Raw genomic sequence first — 17,469 nt, 5'->3', positions numbered from 1 at the left:
CTCCCACATTGAGATCTTCGTTACTCCAACGGCATCACTGTGACCCGAACTTCGGGATCATGATTGCCGCCCCCCAGAATGACTCCACGCAACGGCGACACATCGGAAAAGTCCCGGCCCCAGGCCAGGGTGATGTGTTCCAGCGCCGGTTGCACATTGTTGGTCGGATCGAAGTCCACCCAGCCCGACACCGGACAAAACACCGACACCCAGGCATGGGACGCATCGGCACCAATCAATCGTGGTTGACCAGGCGGCGGCTGAGTCAACAGGTAGCCGCTGACATAGCGCGCAGCCAACCCACGCGAGCGTACGCATGCGAGCATCAGGTGGGCGAAATCCTGGCAAACCCCGCGCCGTCGCTCCAGCACTTCCACCAGAGGAGTCGCTACCTGCGTCGCTTCGGCATCGAAAGTGAACTCACTGAAGATTTTCTCCATCAAGGCTTGGACCCCGAGCAACAGCGGCCGCTCCGCCGGAAAACAGCTCTCGGAAAATTCAACGAAATTGCGCTTCAGATGCACATAAGGTGATTCGAACCGGTATCGGCAGGCTTCGAGCAATTGCGGCGAAAGCGGCTGGCTGCTGTAGGTCAGTACGTTGCGGGTGTCTTCCCATGCTGGGGATCGATTGAAATCGACCCGGGGCCGGGGCAGTACCTCAATCGTCAGGCTGGCATTGACCAGCAGTTCATCATGGGGGCGCTCGAACGCCAACCGGGTCAAAGGGTTTCCGAACACATCCAGCTCATCTCGGCGTGAAGTCGGCTCCGGACTGATCTGCAACTGCTGGTCGCAGCAACGCTGCCATGCACAAGGCCTGGGCCACAAATGCGCCAGTTGCTGGGCCAGGGACACCGGACTGTCGTAGTGATAATGGGTATCGTGGAAAATCTGGTAGTGAGCGCTCATCAGACGGACACCGTGCGCTGGCTGACATCATCGACGTGGGCGAAGTGACGCAAGGCCAGGCGATCCGATACCTGCCCGCTGGCATCGGCAATCTCTTGCAGCAGATCGGCCAGCCCTTCGACGGCGGCGCGCACGCTGGCAGCGCCAAACAACGGGTTTTCCAGGCAGCCAAGATCGAAACGCGCCAGACGCTCCACCAACTGTGGCAGGCCCGCTTCGCGAGGTACGCCAAAGTCGTCGCACAGGCGCTTGAGCGTGCGGGTCACCAGCTTCAACTGGAACAGCACCGCGTGCGGGTTCTGCTCATCAAGCAACAACAGGTCGAGTACCGGGATCAATTGCGCCACCGCCAGGTACCGCGAACGATAGGTAATGCTGCTGTTGCCCAGCTCCAGCAACCACTCCAGCCCGGCCTGATCGAAAGTCCCGGCGCCACGCAGGAACGCTGCCAGGCTAGCGCTTAGAAATTGCAGGCGCTCGATCCGCCGACCGATCATCAGGAATCGCCAGCCTTCGTCCCGGGTCATGTCGTCCAGGGCAAAACCGGACAGCGCCGCGAGGGACATCACTAGCCGGTTGAGGAAGTCGAGTAACTCGCCGAAGTCCGGTTCTTCGGTCTCAAGCTCCATCGCTTCACGTTGCAGCTCCACCAACGCCTGCCAATTCTCCCGCGAGAGCTTGCCACGCACTTGCGAGGCCGCCCATTGCAAACGTTGCAAGTTGGAACGCAGGCTGAACGGCCAGTCATCGCCGAGTATCGCCGCCAGCAATCGCTCCGGCAGCTCACCTTCGTCAGGCAACAACATCAATCGTTCGCCAAGATCGACCGCAGCCTCCAGGGCCTGCGGGTCATCGCCGTCGACATAACGAGCCAGCATGATTCGCAGCAATCGGGCGCTGTCATCGCAGCGTTCGCAGTAACGGCCGAACCAGAACAGGTTTTCCACCACCCGCGATGGCAGGTAAGGATCGCGGCGCACCAGGTCATGCACGCCGATATTGCGCTGGGCTTTCCACTGTTCGCCGTTCGGTGGACGTTCGCCCAGCACCCAGGTGTCCTTGCTCGCCCCGCCGCGCTGCATCGATACCACCTCGGCATCCGCCTGCGCGGCCACTCGGGTCAAGCCACCCGGCAACACCCGATAGCCGTCGCGACTGGCCACCGCATACACACGCATGCCGATGGCCCGGGGTTGCAGTTGACCGTCCTCGGCTTGCCATATCGGCGCTTGGGACAATTGCGCGAGTTCTTGCGCAACATAAGCATAGGGCCGCGACTGCATGCGCTCGGCCAGTACCTGACGCTGTTTTTCACTCAAGTCGCGGCCAAATACCGGAGCAAAGCTCTGGGACGGAAACGCCGGTTTAATCAGCAATTCCGGTAGTTTTTCCAAGGCCTGGGCCAGCACCGGCGCCTCACCGCACCACCAGGTGGCAATGGACGGCAGGATCAATTCTTCGCCAAACAGGTACTGGTTGATCTTCGGCAGGAAACCCAGCAAGCCTGGCGACTCCAGCACGCCACTGCCGAGTGCGTTGGCCACCAGCACCCGCCCCTGGCGCACGGCTTCGAGCAGGCCCGGAACGCCCAAGGCCGAGTCGGTGCGCAATTCCAGCGGGTCGCAGAAGTCGTCGTCGAGCCGACGCATGATCGCGTGGACCCGGCGCAAGCCACTCAGGGTCTTCAGGTAGACCGTGGCATCGCGCACCGTGAGGTCGCCACCTTCCACCAACGGATAGCCGAGCTGGCGAGCCAGGTACAGGTGTTCGAAATAGCTTTCGTTGAACCGCCCCGGCGTCAGCAGGACCACCAGCGGTACCTCATCGTCGCTTGGCGCCTGACGCGCCAGTGTTTCCTGGAGGGTGCGAAAGAACCCCGCCAGGTGCTGCACCTTCAAATCACGGTACAACTCGGGGAAGGCCCGGGACACGATGGTGCGGTTTTCCAGGGCGTAGCCAGCCCCGGACGGCGCTTGAGTGCGATCGGCCGTTACCCACCAGCGGCCATCGGGCGTGCGCGCAAGATCAACGGCGAACAGATGCAAAAAAGCACCGTCAGGCGGCTTGATGCCTTGGCAGGGCCAGAGGAAATTGTTGTGGCCAAATACCAGTTCAGCCGGCAGCAGACCTTCGGCGATCAAGCGTTGAGGGCCATAGAGATCGGCCAGTACGGCATTGAGCAAGCGCGCACGCTGGGCGATACCGGCCGATAATTGCTCCCACTCATCGGCGGCAATCACATGGGGCAGCAAGTCCAGCTCCCATGGCCGATCGGCGCCCTTGGGATCGGCATAGACGTTATAGGTGACGCCGTTTTCCTGGATTTGCCGCGTCAGCAACGCCTGACGCTGCACCAACTGCGCGGGTGTGCTGCGCTGCAACTGGTCGAACAGTCGACGCCAGTGCGGCCGAATGGCACCGCTGTCATCGAGCAGTTCGTGATAGGTGCCCGCCGTCAGCGGGTAGCGGTCTAGCAAGTCAGGCATGGAAAGCTCGGCAGACAGCAGTGATCGGTCAGACTAACGCACGCTCATGACACCCGGATAGACGAAAAATCCGGGCGTCGTGTACGAATTAGAAACGTCGTAAATCGAGCGTCATCGGCAGCTCGTCGTTAATTTCCATCTTCGGTATCGGAAGTTTCCCCGGCGTGTGTCCGATACGGAAGAACCGCGCCATTCGCCGGCTCTCGGCTTCATTGGCGTTCACGGGCAATGCCTCGTAGTTGCGCCCGCCAGGATGGGCAACGTGATACTGGCAACCGCCCAGCGAACGCCCCATCCAGGTGTCGAGCAGGTCAAACACCAGCGGCGCATGGACCGGGATGGTCGGTTGCAGGCAGTTGGCCGGTTGCCAGGCACGGAAGCGCACACCGGCGACGAATTCGCCGACGCGCCCAGTGGGCTGCAACGGCACGGGTATGCCGTTGCAAGTCAGCAGGTAGCGTTGTGGCGGCAATCCACTGAGCTTGACCTGCAGGCGCTCCAGGGACGAGTCGACGTAACGCACCGTACCGCCGACCGCGCCCTCCTCGCCCAGCACATGCCACGGCTCAAGTGCCTGGCGCAGTTCCAGGGCGATGCCATTGACGGCGTAGTCTCCGACCTTGGGAAAACGGAACTGCAGGTGCGCCGCGAACCACTCTGCCCGCACTGGATAACCGGCGACATTGAGATCGGCAATAACGTCAGCAAAATCCTGCTCGATAAAATGCGGCAACAGGAACCGGTCGTGCAGCTCGGTGCCCCAGCGCGCCAGCTTCGGCGGTGCATAAGGCTCACGCCAGAACCGTGCAACCAACGCCCTCAGCAAGAGCTGCTGGGCCAGGCTCATGCGTGCATGAGGTGGCATTTCAAAGGCACGCAGTTCCAGCAAGCCCAGGCGACCGGTCGCGCCATCCGGTGAATAGAGCTTGTCGATGCAGAACTCGGCGCGATGGGTATTGCCGGTCACATCGATCAACAGGTTGCGCAGCAGGCGATCCACCAGCCAGGGCGCGCACTCCTCGCCCGGCCCGGGCATCTGGGCGAAGGCGATTTCCAGTTCATACAAGGCGTCGTTGCGCGCTTCGTCGACCCGCGGAGCCTGGGATGTCGGGCCGATAAACAGGCCGGAAAACAGGTAAGACAAGGACGGATGATTATGCCAGTAGCTGATCAGGCTGCGCAGCAGATCCGGACGCCGCAGAAACGGTGAATCCGCCGGTGTCGCGCCTCCCAGTACGAAGTGGTTGCCCCCACCGGTGCCGGTGTGTCGGCCGTCGACCAGGAATTTTTCGGTGGTGAGTCGGGTCTGGCGCGCTTCTTCGTAAAGAAACTCGGTGCGTTCGACCAACTCGTCCCACGTCGCGGATGGCTGCACGTTGACTTCGATCACGCCAGGATCGGGGGTGATGCGAAAGTTGCCCAGGCGCGGATCGCCCGGCGGTTCGTATCCCTCCAGCAATACCGGGCAATCGAGCTCCCGGGCCGTGGCTTCGATGGCTGTCACTAACTCCAGATAGTCTTCGACCCGCTCCAGCGGCGGCATGAACAGGTACAACCGGCCTTCCCGCGCTTCGGCGCAGAAGGCGGTGCGGGTCAGCCAATCGGCGGATTCATCGACCTTGGGGGCCCGATCTTCAATCAGCGCCGCCGCACCTTGGCGCTGCATTTGCTCAGTGCCAGGCAGCGCCGGGAAATCCTGGTTGGGATCATTGGGGTGAATGAACGGATACTCCGCCGCCTTCACCCACGGCTGCGAACCCAGCGGCAGACGATAGCCCAATGGCGAGTCTCCCGGCACCAGGCGGCAATGTTCGTCACGCAGATACCAGCGGCCGCTTTGCCACTGATCACCCTTGGCGGTGCGCGCTAACGGCAGGACTTGGCCAATCACCTTGTCGAGGCCCTGACTGAAGACTTTGCGCAAACGCGCACGCTCCAGCGGCTCTTCGAGTCGAGAGTCTTCGGCGCTGACATTTTGCGGCAAAGCCCCTTCGCGCCAGAGGTAATAGAAATTGTCTTCGTAGGCTGGAAACACAAAGCGCGTAGGAATGTTCAAGCGCTCGGCGACACTTGCCAGAAAACGCCCGGCCAACTCGCCATCGGCGCCATAATCTTGTTGCTCGTCGGCAATCAGCGCGCTGTCGTGCCAGATCGGCACGCCGTCGCGGCGCCAATAGCAATTGAGCGACCAGCGCGGCAGTTGTTCACCGGGATACCATTTGCCCTGGCCATAATGCACCAGGCCTTGCGGGGCATAACGCTTTCGCATGCGCTGGAACAGTTCGGCGGACAGTCGACGCTTGTTCGGTCCCAGCGCTGCGGTGTTCCACTCGGCACCGTCCGGGTCGTCGATGGACACAAAGGTCGGCTCACCGCCCATGGTCAGGCGCACGTCGCCTTCGAGCAGGTCGGCATCGATCTGCCGGCCCAGGGCCTGGATCGCCAGCCACTGCTCTTCGGTGTAGGGTTTTGTAACCCGCGGGGCTTCCCAGATCCGCTCCACGGACATTTCATGGCTGAACTCGCACTCGCACGGTTCCACCAAGCCACTGATCGGTGCCGCAGAAGAGGGATCGGGACTACAGGCCAACGGAATATGCCCTTCACCGGCAAACAGCCCTGAGGTTGCATCCAGGCCGATCCAGCCAGCACCGGGCAGGTACACCTCGCACCAGGCGTGCAGGTCGGTGAAGTCCACTTCAGTCCCGGAAGGACCGTCGAGGCTTTTCAGGTCGGCGGTCAATTGGATCAGGTAACCCGACACGAAACGCGCGGCCAGCCCCAGGTGACGCAGCAGTTGCACCAGCAACCACGCCGAATCGCGACAGGAACCGGAGGCCTGCTCCAGGGTGTGCTCGGGCGTTTGCACGCCCGGCTCCATGCGGATCAGGTAGTTGATATCTTCGCTAAGACGCTGGTTGAGCGCGACGAGGAAATCCACAGCCGGCAATGGCGAGCGGTCGATGCCGTCCAGATAAGCCTTGAACTTTGGCGTCAGGGGCAAGGTTTCCAGGTACGGCGCCAGCTCCTTGCGCTCGTCGGTCGCGTAAGTGAAGGGAATCTTTTCGGCGTAGGGCTCGAGGAAAAAGTCGAACGGATTGAACACCGCCATTTCCGCCAACAGATCGACCTCGATCCGCAACTCGTTGGTTTTTTCCGGAAACACCAGCCGTGCCAGGTAATTACCCTGGGGGTCCTGCTGCCAATTGATGAAATGCTGCTCGGGCGAAATTTTCAGCGCATAGGACAGTATCCGCGTGCGGCTATGGGCGGCGGGACGCAGGCGAACGATCTGCGGACCCAACTCGACAGCGCGGTCATAGCGGTAATGTGTGACGTGGTGCAATGCGACATGAATCGACACGGCGTGCCTCCTGCGAGCCCTAAGCGTATTGGAAAGCGCGCAAGACTTATGCCATCCAGCAGTGCTGGCGCTTTCTCCCGTTGCAGGAGGCAGTACAGCACCAAAATCGGGCGATGCGGGAAATTGGTTGGAGACGATTGCACGGATTTGTGGCGAGGGGATGGTGGCGAGCACCAAACCTGTGGCGAGGGGATTTATCCCCGTTCGACTGCGAAGCAGTCGCAGAGTCGTTCACCTGATCATTTGTGGTTGCCGGTTGTTGGGACTGCTTCGCAGCCCGTCGGGGATAAATCCCCTCGCCACAGGTGTCATCGGTACAGAAATGCAAAACGCCAACCCGAAGGTTGGCGTTCTGTTCAGCTCAAGCGAGGTTTAGCGCGGCACGACCGGCTTGCGCGCAGGCTTGGGCCCTTTGCCCTTGGCTGCTTCCTTGCGCTCCTTGGCCGCCTGCTGGTTGCGCGCGAATGCCGCCGCCTTGGCCTGCTCACGCTTGTCCCACGGATTGCCGCCATCGCTGGCGCGTGGAGGCAGGCCGGTGTGCTGGGTCAGGATCTTGGTGGTCTTTTCCCCTGCAACCTTGTGGCTGCCCGCCGGCGTGGAGTTCTTGCGACGGGCACTCTGGTAGCTGTCGGTGGACGGCTGGTGCAGCGGGATCAACTGGTTCTTGCCCGGCCCGATCAGGTCCGCGCGGCCCATGCGGGTCAACGCCTCACGCAGCATCGGCCAGCCTTTGGGATCGTGATAACGCAGGAACGCCTTGTGCAGGCGACGCTGCTCTTCGCTCTTGACGATGGTGACCGCGTCACTCTTGTAGGTGACCTTGCGCAACGGGTTCTTGCCCGAGTGGTACATCGCGGTGGCGGTGGCCATCGGCGACGGGTAGAACGCCTGCACCTGGTCGGCACGGAAACCGTTGCCCTTGAGCCACAGGGCCAGGTTCATCATGTCTTCGTCGGTGGTGCCCGGGTGGGCGGCGATGAAGTACGGAATCAGGTACTGCTCTTTCCCGGCTTCCTTGGAGTACTTCTCGAACATGCGCTTGAACTTGTCATAGCTGCCGATGCCCGGTTTCATCATCTGATTGAGCGGACCTTCCTCGGTATGTTCCGGGGCGATCTTCAGGTAGCCACCAACGTGGTGGGTCACCAGCTCTTTAACGTATTCCGGGGACTCGACCGCGAGGTCGTAGCGCAGGCCGGAGGCGATCAGGATCTTCTTCACACCCGGCAATTCACGGGCGCTGCGATACAACTGGATCAGCGCCGAATGGTCGGTGTTCAGGTTCGGGCAGATACCCGGGAACACGCAAGACGGCTTGCGGCACGCGGATTCGATTTCCGGGGTCTTGCAGGCGATGCGGTACATGTTCGCCGTCGGACCACCCAGGTCGGAGATCACGCCGGTAAAACCGGGAACCTTGTCACGAATTTCCTCGATCTCACGAATGATCGATTCGTGGGAACGGTTCTGGATGATCCGGCCTTCGTGCTCGGTAATCGAGCAGAAAGTGCAGCCGCCGAAGCAGCCACGCATGATATTCACCGAGAAACGGATCATGTCGTAGGCCGGGATCTTCTCCTTTCCATACGCTGGGTGCGGAACACGTGCGTAAGGCATGCCGAAGACGTAGTCCATCTCTTCGGTGGTCATCGGAATCGGTGGCGGGTTGAACCAGACGTCGACTTCGCCGTGCTTCTGCACCAGGGCACGGGCGTTGCCCGGGTTGGTTTCCAGGTGCAACACGCGGTTGGCGTGGGCGTAGAGCACTGCGTCATTGCGGACCTTTTCCACCGACGGCAGACGAATCACAGTCTTGTCGCGGGTCATCTTCGGGCTGGCCAGGATCTGCACGACCTTGGCTTCCTGTGGGTCCTCAACCGGCCCCTTTTCCTGCTCGATGGCGCAAGCCTGGGTGTCCTGGGTGTTCACGTACGGGTTGATGATCTTGTCGATCTTGCCCGGACGGTCGATGCGCGTGGAGTCGACTTCGTACCAGTCTTTCGGTGTGTCGCGACGGATGAACGCGGTGCCGCGCACATCGGTGATGTCTTCGATCTTGTGACCGTAGGACAGGCGCTGCGCGACTTCGACGATCGCACGCTCGGCGTTGCCGTAGAGCAGGATGTCGGCGCAGGCGTCGATCAGGATCGAGTTACGTACCCGGTCCTGCCAGTAATCGTAGTGGGCGATGCGGCGCAGGGACGCTTCAATGCCACCCAGCACGATCGGCACGTGCTTGTACGCTTCTTTGCAGCGCTGGCTGTAGACCAGGCTCGCGCGATCCGGACGCTTGCCCGCCAGGCCACCCGGGGTGTAGGCGTCGTCGGAACGGATTTTCTTGTCGGCGGTGTAGCGATTGATCATCGAGTCCATGTTGCCGGCCGCGACACCGAAGAACAGGTTCGGCTCGCCGAGCTTCATGAAGTCGTCTTTGGACTGCCAGTTCGGCTGGGCAATGATCCCGACGCGGAAGCCCTGGGACTCCAGCAGCCGGCCGATGATCGCCATGCCGAACGACGGGTGATCGACGTAGGCATCACCGGTGACGATGATGATGTCGCAGGAATCCCAGCCGAGCTGATCCATCTCCTCCCTGCTCATCGGCAGGAATGGTGCTGGTCCGAAACATTCGGCCCAGTACTTCGGATAGTCAAATAACGGTTTGGCTGCTTGCATGTCGATAACCGGTGTTGGCTTTCATTGAATTTCGCGGGCGCGGAATATAGCACAAATTTTGACCAATTCCGACGGCTGTGGTCGGAAATTGCGCGCAACTTATGTGGGAGCGGGCTTGCTCGCGAAGGCGGTGTTTCAGTCGACATTGATGCTGCCTGACACACCGCTTTCGCGAGCAAGCCCGCTCCCACAGGTTATTCGTCGTCGTCGAAGTTGTAGCTACCCGGCGCCAGGTTCTCGAATCGCGTGTATTTACCGATAAAGGCCAGGCGGATAAAGCCGATCGGACCGTTCCGCTGTTTGCCGATGATGATTTCGGCGATGCCCTTGTGCTCGGTTTCAGGGTGATACACCTCGTCGCGATACACGAACATGATCACGTCGGCGTCCTGCTCGATCGCTCCGGATTCACGCAAGTCGGAGTTCACCGGGCGCTTGTTCGGGCGTTGTTCCAGGGAACGGTTCAGCTGGGACAGCGCAACGACCGGGCAGTTGAATTCCTTGGCCAGGGCTTTCAGGGACCGGGAGATCTCGGAAATCTCGTTGGTCCGGTTATCACCGCTGGAGCCCGGGATCTGCATGAGTTGCAGGTAGTCGATCATGATCAGGCCGACTTCGCCATGCTCACGCACCAGGCGGCGGGTTCGTGCACGCATTTCCGAGGGGCTGATGCCGGCGGTATCGTCGATGAACAGCTTGCGATCATTGAGCAGGTTGACCGCCGAGGTCAGGCGTGGCCAATCGTCATCTTCCAGTTGGCCGGAACGCACCTTGGTTTGGTCGATGCGCCCCAGCGACGACAACATACGCATGATCAGCGATTCGCCTGGCATCTCCAGCGAGTAAACCAGAACCGCCTTCTCGCTGCGCAATACGGCGTTTTCGACCAGGTTCATGGCAAAGGTGGTCTTACCCATGGACGGACGGCCAGCGACGATGATCAAGTCCGCCGGCTGCAGGCCGCTGGTCTTTTCGTCGAGGTCGGTATAACCGGTGGACAGGCCGGTGATGGCGTTATCGGTGTTGAACAAGGTGTCGATGCGATCGATGGCCTTGGTCAGCAGGTCATTCACACCCACCGGGCCACCGGTTTTCGGCCGGGCCTCGGCGATCTGGAAGATCTGCCGTTCGGCTTCATCGAGAATCTCGGCGGCGGTACGACCTTCCGGGTTGAAGGCGCTGTCGGCGATTTCGGTGCTGATGCCGATCAACTGACGCAGGGTGGCCCGCTCACGAACGATTTGCGCGTAGGCCTTGATGTTGGCGACCGAAGGCGTGTTTTTCGCCAGTTCGCCCAGGTAACCAAGGCCGCCGACCTGCGAGGTCTGACCTTCCTTGTCCAGCTGCTCGGACAGGGTCACGACATCGATCGGCATGTTCTGATCGGCCAGCTTGGCGATCGCACGGAAAATCAGACGGTGGTCATGTCGATAGAAATCGCCGTCGGAGACTTGATCAAGCACGCGCTCCCAGGCGTTGTTGTCCAGCATCAGACCACCGAGTACAGCCTGTTCGGCTTCGATGGAATGGGGCGGCACCTTCAGCGCGGCGGTTTGCAGATCGTATTGCTCGGGAGCAGAGATTTCGTTCATGGCCACTTGGTTGTTTGAGGAAAAGCAGGGATTGAAAACGGGCGTTACCAGAAAGACAAAGGGCACGACCTGTGAACAGGATCGTGCCCGATGTTACCGGCAAGCACCCGAGGGTGCCAGCCGACAAGTGCTGCTTAAGCTGCTACCACGACAACGCGTACGGTGGCTTCAACTTCGGCGTGCAGGTGCACGGCTACGTCGAATTCACCTACGTTACGGATAGTGCCGTTCGGCAGACGAACTTCGCTTTTCGCTACTTCAACGCCAGAGGCGGTCAGTGCGTCAGCGATGTCGTGAGTACCGATCGAACCGAACAGCTTGCCTTCGTCGCCAGCGGTGGCAGTGATGGTCACTTCCAGCTCGGCCAGTTGGGCAGCGCGGCTTTCAGCCGACGATTTACGATCTGCTGCGGCTTTTTCCAGCTCAGCACGACGCTCTTCGAACGCAGCCAGGTTGGCTGGGGTCGCAGCGGTAGCTTTGCCGTAAGGCAGCAGGTAGTTACGACCGTAACCAGCCTTAACGTTCACTTTGTCACCCAGGTTGCCCAGGTTGGTGACTTTTTCCAGAAGGATCAGTTGCATGTGAAAATCCTCTTAACTTTTAACCTTCACCGTTCGCGTCATCGGCGTCTTTCGGCGCGAGACGACCGCGAAAATCAATCAGGCTGTCGACGATGGCCAAGACCACCAGCAATGGATAGATCAGCTGCATGAACAGCAACAGCGTGACGTACAACCCCACCAGCCAGAATTTGGCCAGTCGCTTTTGCGCCACCAACCCGTGAATCAGGGCCAGCCCGGCGAAAACCAGCGGTACGCTGCACAGCGGTACCAGCATGGACATCTGGACACCAAGGTTCGGTGTCACAACCATGCCCGCCAGCAGCAACATCGCGGGACCCAGCGGGATTCGGACGGCGCGAAACTCGCGACCAAAACCACCGGGGTTGTACAACAACGCCTGCCAGTAGCGCCCGACAATCAGGCTCAGCACACTGACGATTTGCAACAACGCCGCAATCAGGCCGGTCAGGATCGGTGTAATCAGGGACGCGAAACGCGCTTGCTCGTCTACCGACATTTGCTGGTAGACCTCACCGAGTAGCGACGGCATGACCTTTATCAAAGCCTGCGCCAGCATCTCGATCTGGGGACCAAAAACCGCCCCCAGCACCACTGAAAACACCACTCCCATCGCTATGCTGACCAGCAGCACGCGGTTCCAGGACTCGCTTGCGCGCAAAACCAACGCAAGGCTCGCAGACCCCAGCAGCACCAGAAGTGCCCGTGGGTCGTCGGAGTAAAGCCACCAGATCAACGCTGGCAGCAGTCCCAGAGCAAGAACGCCCAGGGCGTCCTTCAATCCGCGCCGCAGGAGCACAAGGCATCCGGCGGCAGCACCCAACCAATACAACAACGGCAATGCCGCGCATCCAGCCACTACGAGAGTGGCCTGCATACGGCCCCGCATGATGAACTCAGCTAAGGCACGCATACATTCAATCCTTTGCTACGTGTCGACTGCCCGGTCTCAGCGGCCGTGGCTGTCGGTGTAGGCCAGCAGGGCCAGGAAGCGGGCGCGCTTGATAGCGGTGGCCAGCTGACGCTGATAACGTGCTTTGGTACCGGTGATGCGGCTTGGAACGATTTTGCCGGTCTCGGATACATAAGCTTTCAGAGTGTTGAGATCTTTGTAATCGATCTCTTTCACGTCTTCAGCGGTGAAGCGGCAGAATTTACGACGACGGAAGAAACGTGCCATTTGATAGGCTCCTTAAAAGGTCCGTGGATTACTCGTCAGCGTTATCGCTGTTGTCGCTGTCATCACTATCAGCGCTTTCAGCGCCTTCGTGCTCAGGACGGTCGCGACGCTCACGGCGCTCACTGCGGTTTTCTTCAGCCTTGAGCATCTCGGATTGGCCGGTAACGGCTTCTTCGCGACGGATGACCAGGTTACGGATCACTGCATCGTTGTAGCGGAAGTTGTCTTCCAGCTCGGCCAGGGCCTTGCCAGTGCACTCAACGTTCAGCATCACGTAGTGAGCCTTGTGAACATTGTTGATTGCGTAGGCCAGTTGACGACGGCCCCAATCTTCCAGACGGTGGATTTTGCCGCCGTCTTCTTCGATCAGCTTGGTGTAACGCTCAACCATGCCGCCGACTTGCTCGCTTTGATCCGGGTGGACCAAAAAGATGATTTCGTAATGACGCATGAATGCTCCTTACGGGTTGTAGCCTGCCGCTCAAAAGCGGTCAGACAAGGAGTGAATGACACTTATGGACTTGCGGACGCTAGACACGTTGGTGCCTGCCATCACAGCAAGGGGCGCAATTGTAGAGAAGGGGCGTGGGAGGCGCAAGGGAATTGGTGATTATTTGAACAACCTTCAATTCATGCCACACCACAAAACACTGTAGGAGCGAGCTTGCTCGCGATGGGGGCACTACATTCAACATTGATGCTGAATGTTACTCCGATATCGCCAGCAAGCCGGCTCCTACAGTTGGTGTTTCAATCAGGGCTTCTTGGCGGCAGCCTTGGCTTTGACGCTACGCTGACGCTGCGCTTCGAACAGGCATACGCCCGTCGCCACGGATACGTTGAGACTGCTGACGCTACCGGCCATCGGCAAGTTCACCAGATAATCGCAATGCTCGCGGGTCAGGCGGCGCATGCCTTTGCCTTCGGCACCCATGATCAGGATGGTCGGACCGGTCAGGTCCTGGTCATACAGACTGACCTCGGCCTCCCCCGCAGTACCCACGACCCACAGGCCACGCTGCTGGAGTTTTTCCAGGGTGCGCGCCAGGTTGGTCACGGCCACCAACGGAATCACTTCCGCCGCCCCGCACGCAACCTTTCGCACGACCGGCGTCAGAGTCGCGGACTTGTCCTTCGGCACGATCACCGCCAGCGCACCCGCCGCATCGGCAGAACGCAGGCAGGCGCCCAGGTTGTGCGGATCGGTCACGCCGTCGAGCACCAGCAGCAACGGTGCACCTTCGGTGCGATCGAGCAGCTCGTCGAGCATCGCCTCGCCCCACACCTGGCTCGGACTGACCTCCGCAACCACGCCCTGGTGCACGCCTTCAACCCAGGCGTCCATTTCACGACGCTCGGCCTGACCGACCTGCACACGATTTTCGTTGGCCAGCTCGATCAGCGTCTGCACCCGCGGATCACCGCGGCCTTCGGCCAGCCAGATCTGTTTGACGCGCTTGGGGTGGTGACGCAGCAACGCTTCAACAGCGTGCACGCCATAGATCTTTTCCAACTGACTCATGACTTGGCCTTAGGTTTACGCGCCCCGCCGCTTTTGGCTGGGGCCGAGCCCGCTTTTGGCGGACCTTTACGATGTTTGCTCGGTTTGGCTGGCTTGCCGCCGGCAGCCTTTTCAGGCGCCGACCGTCCGGTCTTTCCCGCAGACGCCGCTTTACCGCCGCTTTTCGCGCCGGCGAGCAACGCCTGCTTCATTTCACGACTCTTGCGCACTTCAGCGTTTTTCGCCGCGGCATCACTCGGACGATAAGCCTCGACCGCCTTTTCCTTGGCGGGACGACGGCCGGTTTTCGCCGGTGCCGGCTCCGCTTCGGTTTTAGCGGCAGGTGCTGCGGTCTCGGCGCCACGCTTCTTGCGGCCAATCGGCGCGCTGATGGTTTTTTCGGCCATCTCGAAGTCGATCTTGCGCTCGTCGAGATCGACGCGCATGACCCGCACTTCAACGGTATCGCCCAGGCGGAAACTGCGGCCGGTACGCTCACCGGCCAGGCGGTGGTGCACAGGATCGAAGTGGTAGTAATCGCCCGGCAGCGCGGTGACATGCACCAGGCCTTCGACATAAATGTCGGTCAACTCGACGAACAGACCAAAGCCGGTGACGGCGGTGATCACACCCGGGAACGACTCGCCCACGCGATCCTTCATGTACTCGCACTTGAGCCAGTTCACGACATCGCGGGTCGCTTCGTCGGCACGGCGCTCGCTCATCGAGCACTGCTCGCCGAGCTGCTCCAGGGCTGCTTCGTCGTACGGATAGATGCGCGCCTTCGGAATGGTCATCGCACCGGCACGGCGAACGTGCGGGGTGTCCTGCTTCGAATGGATCACGCTGCGGATCGCACGGTGCGTGAGCAAGTCCGGATAGCGGCGGATCGGCGAGGTGAAGTGGGTGTACGCCTCGTAATTCAGGCCGAAGTGGCCATGGTTATCGGCGCTGTACACCGCCTGGCTCAACGAACGCAGCATCACGGTCTGGATCAGGTGGAAATCCGGACGATCCTTGATCCCGGCCAGCAGTGCCTGGTAATCCTTAGGCGACGGGCCATCCTTGCCTTTGTGCAGGGACAGGCCGAGTTCGCCGAGGAATGCGCGCAGTTTTTCCAGGCGCTCCGGCGGCGGGCCGTCGTGAACGCGGTACAACGCAGGAATTTCGTGCTTCTTGAGGAATTCGGCGGTGGCCACGTTGGCCGCCAACATGCATTCCTCGATCAGCTTGTGGGCGTCGTTGCGAATGGTCGGACGGATTTCCGCGATCTTGCGTTCGGAGCCGAAGATGATCCGGGTTTCCTGGGTTTCAAAATCGATCGCGCCGCGCACGTGACGAGCCGCCAGCAATACCTTGTACAGCGAATACAGCTGCTTGAGGTGCGGCACCACGTCAGTGTATTCGCCACGCAGCTTGCGGGCTTCGCTGGCTTTGGGCGTTTCCAGCATCGCGCTGACCTTGTTGTAGGTCAGGCGGGCGTGGGAGTGGATCACCGCTTCGTAGAAGCAGTAATCGGTCATTTCGCCGGATTTGGAGATAGTCATCTCGCAAACCATGGCCAGGCGATCGACCTGTGGGTTCAGCGAGCACAAGCCATTGGACAGCTGCTCAGGCAGCATCGGGATCACACGCTCGGGGAAGTACACCGAGTTGCCGCGAACCTGAGCCTCGGCATCCAGTGCCGAACCGAGCTTCACGTAGCTGGAAACGTCGGCAATCGCCACGTACAACTTCCAGCCGCCGGAGAACAGGCGCAGCTTGCCCGGCTTGGCTTCGCAGTACACCGCATCATCGAAGTCGCGCGCATCTTCACCGTCGATGGTGACGAACGGCAGATGACGCAGGTCGATGCGTTTCTCTTTGTCTTTCTCTTCGACTTCCGGCTTGAGCTTGGCGGCTTCCTTGAGCACGGCATCCGGCCAGACGTGAGGAATGTCGTAGGTACGCAGGGCAACATCGATCTCCATGCCCGGCGCCATGTAGTTGCCCACGACTTCAACCACATCGCCTTGCGGCTGGAAGCGTGGTGTCGGCCAGTGAGTGATCTTCACTTCGACGAACTGACCGATCTGCGCGTTCGCGTTACGACCCGGTGTCACCAGCACTTCCTGCTGGATCTTCGGATTATCCGCAACGACGAAACCGATACCACCTTCTTCGAAGTAACGACCGACGATGGTCTCGTGAGCACGGGACACCACTTCGACGATCATGCCTTCGCGGCGACCGCGACGATCCAGCCCGGAAACACGCGCCAGCGCACGGTCGCCGTCAAACACCAGGCGCATTTGCGCCGGACTCATGAACAGGTCGTCACTGCCGTCGTCCGGCACCAGGAAGCCGAAACCGTCGCGGTGACCGCTGATGCGGCCCAGGATCAGGTCGAGCTTGTCCACCGGCGCATAAGTGCCGCGACGGGTATAGATGAGTTGAGCATCGCGCTCCATGGCGCGCAGACGGCGGCGCAGGGCTTCGATCTGGTCTTCCGTGGTCAGACCAAACTCTTCGACCAGTTGCTCGCGGTTAGCAGGCGAACCTCGATCAGCAAGGTGCTGAAGGATCAGTTCGCGGCTAGGAATGGGGTTTTCATATTTTTCCGCTTCACGAGCGGCCTCGGGATCGAGGGACTGCCAATCGGCCATTAGAGAGTTTTCACCTTGTCTATATGCGGGTTAGTTTGGCATAGGCGTAATGAAACGGGAAATTTCAGGCTAAGACGCCTCATCTAAAGCCCTATATCGACACCAGGATGTTGATTTAAATACCGCTGGTGAAATTTTTCAGGTTTTTTTGGTGCCGGGGGTTTACAGTTAAGAAGACGCTCCGTATAGTGCGCGCCATCGACGACGGACAACGTTGCCGATACTGCCCAGATGGTGAAATTGGTAGACACGCCAGCTTCAGGTGCTGGTGACCGCAAGGTCGTGGAAGTTCGAGTCTTCTTCTGGGCACCAATTTCGAGCTTGAGATTAGTTCAATTTCAAAGCTCACACAAAACCCGCGAAAGCGGGTTTTTTGCATTCTGGGACTCTGATTAATTAAATTTAAAATCAGGGGTTTACAGATCAAATTGCTCTCCGTATAGTGCGCCACATCAACAGCGGCAACGCTCGCGATGAATGCCCAGATGGTGAAATTGGTAGACACGCCAGCTTCAGGTGCTGGTGACCGCAAG

11 protein-coding genes and 1 tRNA gene are annotated in these 17,469 nt (G+C 60.1%); 1 reads left to right on the top strand and 11 read right to left on the bottom strand.

The window, feature by feature from the left end; translation table 11 throughout:
• Positions 1-20: 20 nt before the first annotated feature.
• From QLG10_RS14165 to rnr, 11 genes are all read right to left on the bottom strand, one after another.
• Entirely contained in the window at positions 21-911 is an 891-nt protein-coding gene (locus QLG10_RS14165; RefSeq protein WP_110753966.1) for a transglutaminase family protein, read from the bottom strand.
• Positions 911-3,397, bottom strand: coding sequence for a circularly permuted type 2 ATP-grasp protein (locus tag QLG10_RS14160; protein WP_248678251.1), 2,487 nt, complete (start codon positions 3,395-3,397; stop codon positions 911-913). Before QLG10_RS14160 ends, QLG10_RS14165 begins: the two co-directional genes overlap by 1 nt.
• Positions 3,398-3,485: 88 nt before the next feature.
• Positions 3,486-6,761 carry a transglutaminase family protein gene (locus tag QLG10_RS14155; RefSeq protein WP_248678250.1) on the bottom strand — a complete coding sequence of 1,092 codons (3,276 nt, stop codon included), beginning with the start codon at positions 6,759-6,761 and terminating at the stop codon, positions 3,486-3,488.
• Positions 6,762-7,133: 372 nt separating this feature from the next.
• Positions 7,134-9,437: a YgiQ family radical SAM protein gene (locus QLG10_RS14150; protein WP_020797698.1), complete on the bottom strand. Its 2,304-nt coding sequence runs from the start codon at positions 9,435-9,437 to the stop codon at positions 7,134-7,136.
• A gap of 194 nt (positions 9,438-9,631) precedes the next feature.
• Positions 9,632-11,029, bottom strand: coding sequence for a replicative DNA helicase (gene dnaB, locus QLG10_RS14145; protein ID WP_008058980.1), 1,398 nt, complete (start codon positions 11,027-11,029; stop codon positions 9,632-9,634).
• Between the two features lie 134 nt (positions 11,030-11,163).
• Positions 11,164-11,610: a 50S ribosomal protein L9 gene (gene rplI / locus QLG10_RS14140; RefSeq protein WP_008058981.1), complete on the bottom strand. Its 447-nt coding sequence runs from the start codon at positions 11,608-11,610 to the stop codon at positions 11,164-11,166.
• 19 nt (positions 11,611-11,629) lie between these two features.
• Positions 11,630-12,523 (bottom strand): hypothetical protein, encoded by an 894-nt coding sequence (locus tag QLG10_RS14135; protein ID WP_020797699.1) that lies wholly within the window; start codon positions 12,521-12,523, stop codon positions 11,630-11,632.
• 36 nt (positions 12,524-12,559) lie between these two features.
• Entirely contained in the window at positions 12,560-12,790 is a 231-nt protein-coding gene (rpsR, locus tag QLG10_RS14130; RefSeq protein ID WP_002551829.1) for a 30S ribosomal protein S18, read from the bottom strand.
• Positions 12,791-12,818: 28 nt separating this feature from the next.
• On the bottom strand, positions 12,819-13,241 hold the full coding sequence (gene rpsF / locus QLG10_RS14125) for a 30S ribosomal protein S6 (RefSeq protein ID WP_003217491.1): 423 nt from the start codon (positions 13,239-13,241) through the stop codon (positions 12,819-12,821).
• Positions 13,242-13,544: 303 nt separating this feature from the next.
• Entirely contained in the window at positions 13,545-14,312 is a 768-nt protein-coding gene (gene rlmB / locus QLG10_RS14120) for a 23S rRNA (guanosine(2251)-2'-O)-methyltransferase RlmB (protein WP_110753977.1), read from the bottom strand.
• Positions 14,309-16,936: a ribonuclease R gene (gene rnr, locus QLG10_RS14115; RefSeq protein WP_110753979.1), complete on the bottom strand. Its 2,628-nt coding sequence runs from the start codon at positions 16,934-16,936 to the stop codon at positions 14,309-14,311. The genes rlmB and rnr overlap by 4 nt, the downstream gene beginning before the upstream one ends.
• 225 nt (positions 16,937-17,161) lie before the next feature.
• Here rnr and QLG10_RS14110 point away from each other — a divergent pair.
• Positions 17,162-17,248 (top strand) — tRNA-Leu (locus QLG10_RS14110).
• Positions 17,249-17,469: the final 221 nt, after the last annotated feature.

It is taken from the genome of Pseudomonas sp. V98_8, from assembly GCF_029967975.1.
In the GTDB taxonomy this organism is placed as follows: Bacteria; Pseudomonadota; Gammaproteobacteria; order Pseudomonadales; family Pseudomonadaceae; genus Aquipseudomonas; species Aquipseudomonas umsongensis.
Note: the sequence above shows the minus strand (reverse complement) of the source record. Positions and strands in the feature narration are given on the sequence as shown.

Bases quoted from the DNA above. Each gene is read 5' to 3' on its own strand.
- QLG10_RS14165 (WP_110753966.1), bottom strand. From the start codon at position 911: ATGAGCGCTCACTACCAGATTTTCCACGATACCCATTATCACTACGAC.
- QLG10_RS14160 (WP_248678251.1), bottom strand. From the start codon at position 3,397: ATGCCTGACTTGCTAGACCGCTACCCGCTGACGGCGGGCACCTATCAC.
- QLG10_RS14150 (WP_020797698.1), bottom strand. From the start codon at position 9,437: ATGCAAGCAGCCAAACCGTTATTTGACTATCCGAAGTACTGGGCCGAA.
- dnaB (WP_008058980.1), bottom strand. From the start codon at position 11,029: ATGAACGAAATCTCTGCTCCCGAGCAATACGATCTGCAAACCGCCGCG.
- rplI (WP_008058981.1), bottom strand. From the start codon at position 11,610: ATGCAACTGATCCTTCTGGAAAAAGTCACCAACCTGGGCAACCTGGGT.
- QLG10_RS14135 (WP_020797699.1), bottom strand. From the start codon at position 12,523: ATGCGTGCCTTAGCTGAGTTCATCATGCGGGGCCGTATGCAGGCCACT.
- rpsR (WP_002551829.1), bottom strand. From the start codon at position 12,790: ATGGCACGTTTCTTCCGTCGTCGTAAATTCTGCCGCTTCACCGCTGAA.
- rpsF (WP_003217491.1), bottom strand. From the start codon at position 13,241: ATGCGTCATTACGAAATCATCTTTTTGGTCCACCCGGATCAAAGCGAG.
- rlmB (WP_110753977.1), bottom strand. From the start codon at position 14,312: ATGAGTCAGTTGGAAAAGATCTATGGCGTGCACGCTGTTGAAGCGTTG.
- rnr (WP_110753979.1), bottom strand. From the start codon at position 16,936: ATGGCCGATTGGCAGTCCCTCGATCCCGAGGCCGCTCGTGAAGCGGAA.